This is a genomic window from Bacillus sp. z26, assembly GCF_058313635.1.
In genome coordinates this window covers 149,974-163,621 of the sequence record NZ_JBZFQM010000003.1, presented here as the reverse complement: position 1 = coordinate 163,621, position 13,648 = coordinate 149,974, and the positions used below count along the sequence as shown (strand labels likewise).

The window sequence follows — 13,648 nt, the reverse complement described above, 5'->3', positions numbered from 1 at the left end:
AGCATGATAGATTGCTAATGAAACTGTGGTTTTTATTTTTTAAGAATCAAAGTTCTGTATAATTGTGTTATAGTTCACAAATATCAATCAACTTATTTAAGGAGTGAAATAATCAATGGCTATGGAAATATTGGCTGGTTATCAAGTAATCGTTCTAACGGAAAAAGCTACAAATTCAAGAGCAATTTTATGTCCGGAAAGAGGGGGTATCTTACTTCAGCTTACTCTCCAAGGGAAAGAAATCTTATATCTTCAGGAGGAAACATTCGCAGATCCAACAAAAAATATCCGCGGAGGCAACCCGGTTCTGTTTCCAATCTGTGGTCCATTACCAAACAATGAATATCAACATAAAGGACATACCTATACAATGCGTCAGCATGGGTTTGCTCGAAATAAGGCTTGGGATGTAGTCAATCAAGCTTCTAATTGGGCAACCTTACATTTGCGGGATGATGAAGAAACCTTTGAACAATATCCTTTTCATTTCTCTCTTGAGTTTACGTATAAATTAGAAAATGGAAAGCTAATTATTAATCAAACTTACAAAAATTTATCATCAGAAACCATGCCATTCTATGCCGGCTTTCATCCATATTTTAATGTGAATCATTCAACCACCCATTATGGAATCCCAGCAACTCAATATGTTGATAATGAGGATGGCTTAACAAAACCATTCGAGAACAATCTGAAGGATATACCTATACAGGATGCTAAACTATTCAATCCGGTATCTGGAGGGATATCTAGACTGAGTCATAATCAAGACACAATTGAAGTGGACTATAGCAACCACTTTACTACCATTGTTATTTGGTCGGAAAAGCCGGATCAATATGTATGTCTTGAGCCATGGATGGGACTTCCTGATGGATTTAATCAGAAGAAAGGCATTGTTCGTTTACCTGCACATGAAGAGTTACAGGCCAAGTGCAGTATTTCAATCAAGCATAGCTAAACATAGTAGAAGTTAAATCGGTACAGCTAGATACCAGGTTTTTTGTTTTTTGAAAGGGATAAAAGAATTTTTGTCGAAATAAGGGAAAGAGGCAATAAATAGTTTATTGGAATGCAATGATTTATCTTCTCGTATAGATAGTAAAAGACAGGCAGGGATGTGGAGAAATGTATTTACAAATTCAAGAACCAACACAGAGGATATCCAAGAATAGTATATGGGTTTGGAGGCTGTCCAATACACTTGGACATGGTATGACTCTCCTTATACTCGGAGTATTATGGTATCTTTCTGAACTGTATGATTGGAAGACATGGATTACATATGGATTAATTGTGCTTTTTGTTTTTACCTTATTCTCAGCCATCTACTCTATTCTTTTCGAACCCTATTATAAATATAAAACATGGAGATATGAAATAGACGAGGAATATATTCAATTGAAGCATGGACATTTTATCGAAAGATACTTTGTGATTCCGATGACAAAAGTAGAATATGTATCGACACATCAAGGTCCATTGTTACGGAAGTACCAGCTTTACGATGTTGAAATAGGAACAACGACTACCAATCATACGATTCCTGCTATTCCGTCTGAACAGGCAATAGCATTACGTGAGCAAATTGCGATCTTTGCCAAGGTTAAAGATCTGGATGAAAAAGGGATGGAGCAGGAGCTATGAACCAATCCAAAAGACAACATCCTGCCTGGATTCTATTAGAGATAGGCAGTTTAATTAAAAGTCTCTTTTTTATTATCCTTTTTTTATTTATTTTACAGGCGGATAAAGATACTGGATGGATTGTGTGGGCGCGATATGCTTTCTGGCTTTTTGTTGCCGGGGGCCTCATAATCATCCTCTTAAGATGGTATACAAGTACCTATGAGTTGAAAGAAGAAGCAATCGTACTTCACGAGGGTGTGTTTGTTAAAAAAATTCGTACAACAACGTATGAGCGTATTCAGGATCACCATATCCAAACAAACTTTATTCATAAGCTGATGGGCTTAACATCTATTAAACTGGAAACAGGTACTACGGATGATGATTCCACCTTGACCTTTGCCGCTGTCAGTTTAGAGGAAGCAGATCGAATCCTTGATTTGGTGCATAGGAAAAATTCTAATCAGGTGGATGAGACAGTAGAAGAAGTGGTTGAAAAACAAATTTATTTCCGCTCCACTCAAAAAGATAATCTTAAAGCTGCCCTGACTTCATTCAGTTTTTTGGCTATTTTTCCGATTCTCGCAGCTGTCTACTCAAATATTGATGATTTTTTTAATGTTGAGGAGTCTACGAAAATAATTGTCTCCTATTTTATGGATCATCTACTATTATTAGTTCCAATGGCTGTGATTGCCCTTCTTCTTTCTTTTGGTATTGGATATATCCAAACGGTCCTCAAGTATGGAAACTATGAAATAGCAGGCGATGATTCGAGGATTTATATATCTAAAGGAGTGTTAAACAGAACTACATTCTCTATACAAAAAAGCAGGGTTCAGGCGATTGCGATTAAACAGTCTTTAATAAAGCGCCTCTTGGGAATGGCTGAAGTTAAGGTCGTAAGTGCCGGCCAAACAGAGAATAAGGAACAGGAGATTAGTTCACTGTATCCTTTTTTACCGAAGCATGAAGCTTATATATTAACAAATAAATTATTGCCAGAGTATCATATTGAAGAAGATATGATTCATTTACCCAGGAAGGTATTAGGTTTGAGGCTTATCCGTCCCTATTACTGGACCATCACTGCTATAATCGGCCTCTATATAATTAAGAAAGAGTGGATATGGGCAGCCCTTGCTGTTTTTGTGATTGAACTGGTACTTCGCGTTCTTAATTATAAATTTACAAGCTATTTGCAGAATGAAACATTCATTCAGGTTCGAAATGGCGGTCTTGTTACAGAAACCTTTTTAACAAAACGAAAGAATATCCAGCAAATCCAAATAGGATATTCATGGCTGCAACGTAAATTTGATGTAGCCACATTGGAATTTACCAATCGTTCGAAGCCAGTGGTCATTACATCATTACCGGATGTCCCAAAAGAGGCCGTTGTGAATTTTCATGAATGGTATAAAAAGAGCAGTAATAAAAAAATATTATAAATAATGGTAAAATAATGAACATCTTTAACTGAGATAGTGATACGATAAAGATAGAAACAAACAATATATTCATCACATGTAGCTGATACTCTTCAGGCATGGTAGTAAAGTGATAGGTTACGAGTAACTTGTTATTTTTGCTGCCATGCCTTTTTGATTCTATGGACAGAAAGAAGAATAATTCTATCAACTATAATCATATCTTTAGATAGAAAGGGGAAATCAAGGATGGCTTTTGACTTTTTTAAGAAGAAAGAAATAAATATGGTAGCGCCTTTAAACGGTACAATCATTTCAATTGAAGAGGTTCCGGACCCGGTATTCAGCCAAAAAATGATGGGAGAGGGCATTGCCGTTCAACCCTCAGGTGGACATATATATGCACCTTTTACTGGAGAAATCATTATGATTGCTCCAACCAAACATGCGATTGCTATCCGCAGTAAATCCGGGGTTGAGGTATTAATCCATATCGGCCTTGAAACCGTTGCCTTAAATGGAGAAGGTTTTCAGTTGGCAGTAAAGGAAGGCGAACGTGTAAAGGAGGGGCAATTGCTGATAGAGGTAGATTGGACATATTTGAAGACGCGTGTGGAAAGTATAGTGACCCCTATTATAGTGACAGAGTGCGCTAAGGAAATTACCTTTGGTAGCAGAGGTGCCTGTATTCAAGGTGAGACAGTCATTATGACCTTTTAAATAACATTAGTATATGATCGAAAAGGGGGTGAGGCCAGCTATTATGTGTGAAGGATTAAGGAAGAAGATTTTTAGAAAACGCTTTCACTTTGCTGTTTAAGAAGGAGAATTGGAGGGAGTAAAATGAAAAAATATTTACAGAGACTAGGCAGTTCGTTAATGCTACCTGTTGCGGTTTTACCTGCCGCTGCCGTTTTGATGGGAATTGGCTACGCGATTGACCCGACTGGCTGGGGTGCTGAGAGTCCTTTGGCAGCCTTCTTAATCAAAGCCGGTTCATCAATTATTGATAGCATACCGTTTTTGTTCGCAGTTGGTGTGGCACTAGGGATGTCAAAGGATCGAGATGGTTCGGCCGCTTTAAGTGGTTTAGTCGCCTTTTTAGTTGTAACGACCTTGCTGGCACCTGAGTCAGTTGCGATGTTAAAGGGAATTGAGTTAGAGAATGTGGATCCTGGATTTGATAAAATTAAAAATAATGCATTTATTGGAATTATATCTGGTATTATAGCGGCAGTAATGTATAACCGGTTCAGCCATGTCAAGCTACCAGATGCATTGGCTTTCTTTAGCGGCAAACGTTTGGTGCCGATTATGACAACCGCAACCATGCTCGTTGTCTCTATATTGTTATTATTTATTTGGCCTCCAGTTTATACAGGATTGATTTCGTTTGGGGAAGGAATCGCTAAATTGGGAGCAGCAGGGGCTGGCCTTTACGGATTCTTTAACCGATTATTGATTCCAACAGGTTTACACCACGCGTTAAACTCTGTATTCTGGTTTGAAGTTGCTGGTATTAATGATATCGGTAAATTTTGGTCGGGTGAGGGTGTGAAAGGTGTCACAGGAATGTATCAAGCAGGATTCTTCCCGGTAATGATGTTTGGATTGCCTGCTGCTGGATTGGCGATGTACCATACGGCGAAAACGAAACATAAGAAGCAGGTCGCTTCTTTAATGCTTGCTGCTGGATTTGCCGCATTTGTTACAGGTGTGACGGAACCACTTGAATTTGCTTTTATGTTTGCGGCTCCGCTTTTATACTTGGTCCATGCTGTGCTGACAGGAATTTCACTTGCCATTGCAGCCACTTTCCATTGGACAGCGGGATTTGGATTCAGTGCCGGTTTAATAGATTTTACTCTAAGCTCGCAATTACCGTTAGCAAACCAACCTTATATGTTAATCGTTCAGGGATTCATTTTTGCAGTCATTTATTATTTCTTGTTCCGATTCATTATTGTGAAATTTAACCTCAATACTCCTGGAAGAGGAGAAGCACTAGAGGGTGAGGAAAATGGAATGCAACCTGCTGCAGCCTCTATTGATAATAAATATGCCAGCTTAGCAGCTGCCATTTATACTGGTTTGGGTGGAAAAGACAATATTGTCTCCATCGATAATTGTGCCACTCGCCTCAGGTTAGAGGTTAAAGATATGGATAGAGTTGATCAGAACAGAATTAAATCAACCGGTGTACCTGGTATTAAGATAACCGGTAGGGAAAGTCTGCAGATTATTGTCGGTACAAACGTTCAATTTGTTGCAGATGAATTGAAAAAAATAGTGAAGAATTAGTTAACAATAGATTTATGGTGAAAAATACATGGGTAGAATCTCAAATTGATTAATCTTAAAATGGCTCCTTCGCTTCATTTTTTTGCAGGCGTCTATGCATAGGTTTATCATCTAAATAGCCTTTAAATAAGCTCTTTCCAATCTAAAATATGGAACGAGCTTTTTTTGCTTTAGTTATACAGTAGACTTTGTTAACGTTCATTGTTGATTTATTAGCTGGTTGATAATAGTGGGATGACCTGAGACTCCATGCTTTAAAAAACGAGTATCGTATTAGAGTAGAAATCGTATGTGAAATAAATGATAAATAGGGACTTTTATACATTTGGTAAAAACATAACAGGAATCAGCCGTTTTTTGACGAAGTATGTAGAGAGAATGATTTAGATTTCTTAAGAGGAGTTAGCCTTGAAAGTCGGTTCATAGAGAAAATGATAAAGGAGGCATTCAAAGTGTTATCCACTATAAAATTCCCAGGTCAAACTTTTATTGGGTGGGGTTCAATGGAAAGACTGGATGAAGGTCTGCAATCTATGAAAAGTAAAAAAGTCTTGCTAATCACGGATCAGATGTTTCTGGATATAAGATTACTTACACCGTTTATTACCCCGTTAGAATCAAAATATACAATTGAAATCTATACGGATGTGGAGTCGGAACCAACGCTGGCATGTGCTCAACGATTGGTCGAGTTTACAAGAGAAGGAGATTTTGATTGCATTGTTGGAATCGGCGGAGGATCGGTATTGGATTTAGCTAAACTGGCGGCAGTCATCTCAGAAAATGAAGGGGACGTTGCTGATTATTTGAATTTAAATGGGACAAGAAAAATCATCCATAAGGGGAAACAAAAAATATTAATTCCGACTACTTCAGGGACTGGAAGTGAGGTGACGGATATTGCCGTTCTATCGCTCGATGGAACAAAGGATGTTATTGCTCATGATTATTTGTTAACTGAGCTGGCCATCGTCGATCCGCAGCTGACGGTTTCTGTACCAAAGCGTATTACGGCTGCGACGGGTATTGATGCGTTGACACATGCGGTAGAATCCTATCTTTCAGTCCATTCGAATGATGTGACCGATGGGATTGCCCTGCAAGCAATCAAGCTTATTGGAGATTCAATCAGGAGGGCTGTTCTAAATGGAGAGGATAGAGAAGCACGAATAGCGATGAGCCACGGCAGCTATTTGGCTGGCTTATCCTTTTACAATGCAGGCGTAGCCGGCGTCCATGCACTTGCTTATCCACTTGGAAGCCAATTCAAACTGCCTCATGGGGAATCTAACGCCGTATTGCTGCCGTATGTAATGGACTACATAAAGGCCGGTTGCGAGGAGAAAATGGATTATGTAATAAGAATTTTGGAAGGTGACAAGCGACCGGTAAAAGAAGTGTTCCAGCAAGTGGTGGCGGATGTTGGCTTGCCTGTTACATTGAGGGAATATGGAATGAAGGAAGGTTCCTTGTTAAACTTGACCGATGATGCTATCAAACAGACGAGGTTATTGGCTAGAAGTCCATTGCCTTTAAACAAGAATGATATTTTTAAAATTTATCAGCATGCCTATAATGGGGTGCCATGTTAATAAGAGAGGAGGCTACGTATGTATCAAACAATGATAGAACCGCGAGTATCTGAAACGGATGGCATAGGCCATGTGAATAATACGACCATACCGATTTGGTTTGAAGCAGCAAGGAATCCAATCTTCAAGCTGTTTACTCCAGATCTCTCATTTCAAAACTGGAAATTAATCATTTTAAATATGAATATAGATTATAGTAGACAAATATATTTCGGTACAAATGTTGAAGTTTGTACATGGGTTAAACGAATTGGAAATACGAGTTTAGAATTATATGAAGAAATCCACCAAAATGGTCAGCTTTGTGCAAAAGGGACAGTTGTCTATGTTAATTTTAACTTAGAAACTCAAAAAACAGAGCCTATTCCCCAATATTTAAAAGTGGAATTATCCAGACATATGTATGTGAAAAAATGATTTGAAGACTTATAGATCACGTAAGTCTTATTTTTGTATCACAGTTCGGATAGTTCGAATCTCTGGTATTCTATAACTTCATGCGGGGGAAAAGACTTGTGTGAATAGTATGTTTATATACTTTTCTGCTGGGTATCCTTATTAAGGACTATTTTAGATGAGGAGCTGTTGGCATGAGTAGTGTAAAAGAAATTCCTCGTGAAAAAACGGTAGATAACACTCTTACGCTATTGTCTGAGGGGTATGAATTTATTTTAAACAGGCAAAAGTATTTCAACTCGGATATATTCCAGACTCGCCTTCTTGGCCAGAAGGTTATTTGCATAACTGGAGAAGAAGCTGGAAGAGCATTCTATGATGAAGAACGATTTATTCGTAAACCTGCAATTCCAAAGAGAATTCAAAAATCTCTTTTTGGCGAAAACGGTGTGCAAACAATGGATGGGGAAGAGCACCGACATCGTAAAGGGATGTTTATGTCGATTATGACTCATCAAAGCTTGGACAAACTCCAGGAAATTACAAAGAAACAGTGGGAGTCGGTTATTCCTAAATGGGAAAAGAGTAAAAAGGTGAACCTGTTGGAAGAATCAACAGAAGTTCTGTGCCGAATAGCCTGCGAGTGGGCAGGTGTTCCTGTAAAAGAGAAGGAAGTTAAAAAAAGAGCGGAAGACCTATTCGATTTAGTCGATGCTATTGGTGGAGTGGGCCCGAGATACCAAAAGGGAAGAAGGGCACGCAAAAAGTCTGATAAATGGATTGTCGATATAATTGAACAAGTACGTGAAGGAAAGCTTAGTGCAGAGCCAGGTACTGCTCTTTCCATTATAGCTTATCATCATGATCTGAATGGAGTATTGTTGGATTCGGAAACAGCTGCGGTTGAACTGATTAATATCATAAGACCAATCGTAGCTAACTGTTATTTTGCCGTGTTCTGTGCTTTGGCGATACATAATCATCCTGAAGTGTGTAAAATACTGAAAACAAATAATGAAGTTTACAATAAAATGTTTGTGCAGGAAGTGCGTCGCTTCTATCCCTTTGCTCCATTTTTAGGTGCCAGGGTCCGGAAAGATTTTTATTGGAATGAGTATCCATTCAAAAAAGGAACATTAGTCATTTTGGACCTATATGGAACAAACCATCATCCGGATCATTGGGATGACCCGGATTCTTTCAAGGTTGAGCGATTTAGAGATTGGAAAGGCAGTCCGTTTAGCTATATACCACAAGGCGGCGGTGATTATGATAAAGGACATCGGTGCGCAGGGGAATGGGCAACCGTCAAGATCATGCAAGCAACGACTGATTTTCTAGTTAAAGCGGTAGAATATGAAGTACCGGAGCAGGATTTAACCATCAATATGTCTAGAATCCCCACCTATCCAAAGAGTGGATTCATCATTAAAAATGTAAAAAGAATTTAAATTAAAGATGCCCTAAAGGTGCTGTATCCCAAAAGTTAGTTTTTTACTCTAACTTTTAGGGGTCAGTACCAAATGGGTGTCTTTTTTTGTCGGAATGCCCCTGCTTCTGGGAGCTAAGCTGACTTAAATAACTAAATATATAACCATGCAGACGCATATAGGACAGATCTTTACTATACGCATAGTAGAGAGGTTTAAAATGGGGAGGTTTGAAGGATGTATCCATACTATAAATTCTTAGGGTATAAAAAGTACTGTAAGGATGTGCCGATTGCTTTTCCTCCTCAACATCAAACGCAGCATCCGGGGCTGGAATATGTGATGAACCCCAGACCCATTTCGGAAAATCCATATTATAAAGGGAGCGGAAAGCTGAAAGGGAAGACGGCTATCATAACGGGAGGAGATTCTGGTATAGGAAGAGCGGTAGCCTATGCTTTTGCGAAGGAAGGTGCCGATATTGCGATTGTGTATTTATATGAGCATGAGGATGCCCAGGAAACAAAAGAAAGGATTGAGAAATTAGGGGTAAAATGTCTGCTTATATGCAGGAATCTGACTCATGAGGATAGTTCAGTGGACGCTATCGACCAATGTTTGGATGAATTTGGGAAGATTGATATTTTGGTTAATAATCATGCTGTACAGTTTGTTCAAAAACGGATTGAAGATATCACCGAAGAACAACTTGATCTAACATTTCGTACGAATATTTATTCCTATTTTTTCATGGTGAAAGCTGCACTGCCACATTTACAATCAGGGGCTGCCATTATAAATACTGCCTCAGTAACTGCTTATAATGGCCATCCTAATTTATTGGATTATTCAGCTGCAAAGGGGGCAATTGTCACATTTACGCGTTCGCTTTCCCTTTCTTTACTAAAAAAAGGAATTCGGGTTAATGGCGTAGCTCCCGGACCTATTTGGACGCCGCTGATTCCGTCTTCTTTTTCAGCTGAAGAGGTGAAGACTTTTGGAACACGAACTCCTGAAGTACCGATGAAGCGAGCGGGAAGCCGTTTGAAATAGCCACCAGCTATGTATTTTTAGCATCGGATGACTCTAGCTACATGTCCGGGCAAATTCTTCATCCAAATGGAGGAGATATGGTAAGTTCTTAAGTGAGGAGAGACGAATATGAAAGCCATGGCACCCCCCATGTTAATCACTCTAATATACCAAAGTGTCAGATGGTATTCATCGAGATATCGTCCCATTCCTCATCCAGGATATTAACCAACCAATTTAGAGCATATCTCCTCTCATAAACAACACCAGGGCTTATTTCGATTGGAAATTCATCATTGTTCATACGAGTTTCAACAATTGCCCAATGAAGTCTGTACAAAATATCGAGGGCATCAAGAATTTCATTTTTGTCTCGATAGAAAGCGCGTTTCAACAAGTCTTCCTTCGTAGAATCTAAGACAAGGCTATACAGTGTTTCTACATCGGAAATAGTATGTGGAAAGGGTAAGTCAGGAACCAGATTGATGGCCCATAATAGGACAGAGTTACATTCGATTTTCCAAGAGTAGGTATTATATTCATCCTGATCGGGATCTTCATTCTCGATGAAATCTTTTTCATCCGGAGAAAATAATTCTTTCGCATTGTAAATTTCTATGAATGTATCAATCGTATCATCAGGGGCGCCGCTTCCTTTAGCCGAAACAATAGTAATGGCAATGATACGGTTAATCACTTCATCCATATCTTTTAAACTCAGGTTACACGCATTTTCTAATGTATGTAGGTGATGATTTATAGGGATTCCCATATCTTTCAGCATTTTTTCTGTCCTTTTTTTTCTTCCTATTGGACTATTCATTTGTATCCCCTTTCTGTACCATACCTGACTTTTATCTTACTTAAGACTAGAAGAGCATTTTCAATATGATGATTTTAACATATTTTGGTTGAAACATTGAGTGTTCTGCACATGGTGGAAATGTATGCGCAGTTTATTTAGCAAGAGAGCTTATAAAAAGGAAAATTTAAAGAGGAAGTAAGTTAAGTAGAAAGGAAAAAGGAAAGGAGAAAAGGTCTCTTAATGTCTGCACAAAAAAAGAAAATGTAAAAAAGAAAGCACGCAAATTTGCGTGCTTCTCTTTGCATATCAAAGGTCAAAGATGTCGGTCACAAAGACGTTACCACAGGATGTGGCGTTCTTATTCTTTGTTCCTTCCCCCTCCCTGCGTGCCTCCTCTTATGCTTGTCGGAGCTGGGCAAGTCACCTCAGCTTTTTTCTATAGTCTAGCTTCGGCTCCTAGCTCCTCGAGGTCATAAGGATAGTCACTGCGGGAGGGAAGTGCACCTCCCTGCGTGCTTCCCCTTATGCTTGTCGGAGCTGGGCAAGTCACCTCAGCTTTTTGATTTTCCACCTTGCCTTTTCAGCCAGGGCCGCTTTTTGGTTTTCTTTTCGGTTTAGGTAGGCGAGTTCGCGTTGGAGTTTTAGGTAGCTGGTAAAGCGTTCTTTACTCAGCGTTCCATTTAATAGTGCTTGTTGTACAGCACACTCTGGTTCACTGTCATGTTTGCAGTCCGTAAATTTACAGTATAATGTTAATTCTTCAATATCCGTAAAACTATGACTGATCCCCTCATCAGCATCCCATAGTTGCAATTCTCTCATACCGGGAGTATCAATGATAATTCCGCCATTTTGCAGGAGTACAAGTTCTCGATGTGTGGTTGTATGTCGGCCTTTATCATCGTCTTCTCGAATAGAATTCACCTCTAGAATGGAATCACCATACAGGACATTGGTTAATGTTGATTTACCCGTACCGGATGAACCTAGTAATGCAATCGTTTTTCCATCTTGAATATAAGAGTCTAACTGCTCCAAACCTTCTTTTTTTTCAGCACTGATTGCATGAATAGGCACCCCTAAAGCAATTCTTTCTACTTCTTTAACTTTTTGCTCAATATCATTGCATAGATCAGATTTACTCAAAATAATGACTGGATTTGCTCCGCTTTCCCAAGCCATTAGTAAATATCGTTCCAGTCTGCGTAAATTAAAATCGGTATTTAGTGCATTAACTAGGAACACTGTATCAATATTGGTAGCAACGAGCTGTTCTTCAGTAGTCACACCAGCTTTTTTTCTTGAGAACTTACTTTTTCTGGGCAGTACGGCATGGACGGTAGCCTTATGTTCCTCTTTTCTGGAAGTGATGACGACCCAGTCGCCGACTGCAGGATAATCGGAACTTTCCTTTGCTTCATGTCGCATTTTTCCTGTTACTTCAGCCAAAAGATTTCCATCTTCGCAAAAAACACGATACATTCCTTTATGCTCCAGGGCGATCCGGCCAGCTGTATATCCTTTATTCACATATGGTTTAAAAGCATCTACAAAAAATTGATTCCAACCTAATTGTTTTAAATTCAATTTAAATTCCTCCAATGTTTGTATGTGATTGCAAATAAAAAGGAGACCGAACATGCCGGTCTCCTTCTTGTCAGATCTGTACATAGACAAATCAGACAAATAAAAACCATGGGCTTCGCACAGCCCATGGAATATATGCAAATTCAATCATATTAAACATACGGAATTTAAGCATCCTTACCAGAGGGCTGTGATATGAAATTGATATCGGCTATTTGTAAAAAATGATTATTCATAAAACATTCCTCCTTCATGTAAGTGATTACATTTACTATAGTGTAAGTGTGTACGGTTTGTAAACATATTATTCATTTTTTTCAAAATGTTTCTATATGACATTTGTCATGTTTTCTTATTGACGTTTATGACTGTTTTGAAGTCGCTTAATTGTATAGCATTAAAGATAAATAATAGGTTAGAGGTGAAGATAATGTCGAAGGAGAAAAATATAGCCTTAAGAAAACAAATTGCTCCCTATGAAAAGGCAAACACCAAATCAAGTATAAAACAACTTCTAAATACCTTTCTGCCGTTTCTGATTTTTTGGTTTGCAGCCTATCAAAGCTTGGAGATATCATATTGGTTAACATTGTTTTTTGCGGTACTTACAGCCGGGTTTGTCATTAGATTATTTATTATCTTCCATGATTGCTGCCATCAATCCTTTTTTAAAAATAGGAAATGGAATGATATATGGGGGACAATAACTGGAATTATCACTATGTTTCCATATGAACAGTGGAAAAGAAGCCACTCTATTCATCATGCGACGAGCAGTAATTTAAATAAGCGGGGAACCGGAGATATTTGGATTATGACGGTTGAAGAATACAAAGAGGCATCGTTTAAAGAAAAATTAATCTATCGCTTGTACAGAAATCCAATTGTTATGTTCGGATTTGGTCCAATCTATTTATTCTTAATTACCAATCGATTTAATCGTAAGGGTGCTAGAAAGAAAGAACGCATCAATATGTATATTACTAATCTATCGATCGTCGTCATTTATGCATCGATGTGCTTGCTCATCGGATGGAAGGAATTTTTATTGATCCAATTGCCAATCCTGTTTATTGCCGGGGCTTTAGGAATCTGGTTGTTTTATGTACAGCATCAATTTGAAGATTCGTATTTTGAAGAGGAAGAGGACTGGGATTATGTAAAAGCGGCAATTGACGGAAGTTCCTATTATAAACTTCCTAAAGTACTTCAATGGGTAACGGGGAATATAGGTTTTCATCATGTCCACCATTTAAGTCCAAGAGTGCCAAATTATCATCTTGAAACAGTCCATAATGAGACTGCTCCTTTACAGGAGGCTACGACCATTACAATCTCCACAAGTTTAAAAGCTATCCGTTTTCGATTATGGGACGAAAAGGGGAAGGGATTTGTGAGTTTTAAAGATTTAAATGCACGTTCTGGCAAAGTGAAGCCATAATTAAG

General features: G+C 38.6%; 11 protein-coding genes and 1 pseudogene. 10 read left to right on the top strand and 2 right to left on the bottom strand.

The window, feature by feature from the left end; genetic code table 11:
• Window positions 1–115: 115 nt before the first annotated feature.
• The 9 genes and pseudogenes from AC4G3K_RS11155 (at window position 116) to AC4G3K_RS11115 (ending at window position 9,923) form a co-directional block, all read left to right on the top strand.
• Window positions 116–961: an aldose epimerase family protein gene (locus AC4G3K_RS11155; RefSeq protein WP_491077567.1), complete on the top strand. Its 846-nt coding sequence runs from the start codon at window positions 116–118 to the stop codon at window positions 959–961.
• A 167-nt stretch (window positions 962–1,128) separates the two neighbouring features.
• Window positions 1,129–1,647, top strand: coding sequence for a PH domain-containing protein (locus AC4G3K_RS11150; RefSeq protein ID WP_491133317.1), 519 nt, complete (start codon window positions 1,129–1,131; stop codon window positions 1,645–1,647).
• Window positions 1,644–3,080 carry a PH domain-containing protein gene (locus AC4G3K_RS11145; protein WP_491077569.1) on the top strand — a complete coding sequence of 479 codons (1,437 nt, stop codon included), beginning with the start codon at window positions 1,644–1,646 and terminating at the stop codon, window positions 3,078–3,080. The genes AC4G3K_RS11150 and AC4G3K_RS11145 overlap by 4 nt, the downstream gene beginning before the upstream one ends.
• A 228-nt stretch (window positions 3,081–3,308) precedes the next feature.
• On the top strand, window positions 3,309–3,779 hold the full coding sequence (locus AC4G3K_RS11140; RefSeq protein ID WP_491133316.1) for a PTS sugar transporter subunit IIA: 471 nt from the start codon (window positions 3,309–3,311) through the stop codon (window positions 3,777–3,779).
• A gap of 123 nt (window positions 3,780–3,902) precedes the next feature.
• Window positions 3,903–5,360, top strand: a complete 1,458-nt coding sequence (gene nagE / locus AC4G3K_RS11135; protein ID WP_491077571.1) for an N-acetylglucosamine-specific PTS transporter subunit IIBC — start codon at window positions 3,903–3,905, stop codon at window positions 5,358–5,360.
• Between the two features lie 431 nt (window positions 5,361–5,791).
• Window positions 5,792–6,952: an iron-containing alcohol dehydrogenase gene (locus AC4G3K_RS11130; protein ID WP_491077572.1), complete on the top strand. Its 1,161-nt coding sequence runs from the start codon at window positions 5,792–5,794 to the stop codon at window positions 6,950–6,952.
• An 18-nt stretch (window positions 6,953–6,970) separates the two neighbouring features.
• Window positions 6,971–7,369: an acyl-CoA thioesterase gene (locus AC4G3K_RS11125; protein WP_491077573.1), complete on the top strand. Its 399-nt coding sequence runs from the start codon at window positions 6,971–6,973 to the stop codon at window positions 7,367–7,369.
• A 173-nt stretch (window positions 7,370–7,542) separates the two neighbouring features.
• Window positions 7,543–8,799, top strand: a complete 1,257-nt coding sequence (cypC, locus tag AC4G3K_RS11120; RefSeq protein ID WP_491077574.1) for a CYP152 family fatty-acid peroxygenase CypC — start codon at window positions 7,543–7,545, stop codon at window positions 8,797–8,799.
• 216 nt (window positions 8,800–9,015) lie between these two features.
• Window positions 9,016–9,923, top strand: a pseudogene (locus AC4G3K_RS11115) (SDR family oxidoreductase).
• Window positions 9,924–9,988: 65 nt separating this feature from the next.
• Here AC4G3K_RS11115 and AC4G3K_RS11110 read toward each other — a convergent pair.
• The gene (locus AC4G3K_RS11110; protein WP_491077576.1) at window positions 9,989–10,633 is read right to left on the bottom strand and encodes a DUF4272 domain-containing protein; all 645 of its coding nucleotides are present in this window, start codon (window positions 10,631–10,633) and stop codon (window positions 9,989–9,991) included.
• Between the two features lie 528 nt (window positions 10,634–11,161).
• Window positions 11,162–12,202, bottom strand: a complete 1,041-nt coding sequence (gene rsgA, locus AC4G3K_RS11105; RefSeq protein WP_491077577.1) for a ribosome small subunit-dependent GTPase A — start codon at window positions 12,200–12,202, stop codon at window positions 11,162–11,164.
• 430 nt (window positions 12,203–12,632) lie between these two features.
• Here rsgA and desA point away from each other — a divergent pair, with 430 nt between their 5' ends.
• Window positions 12,633–13,643: a Delta(5) desaturase DesA gene (desA, locus tag AC4G3K_RS11100; protein WP_491077578.1), complete on the top strand. Its 1,011-nt coding sequence runs from the start codon at window positions 12,633–12,635 to the stop codon at window positions 13,641–13,643.
• Window positions 13,644–13,648 lie beyond the last annotated feature (5 nt).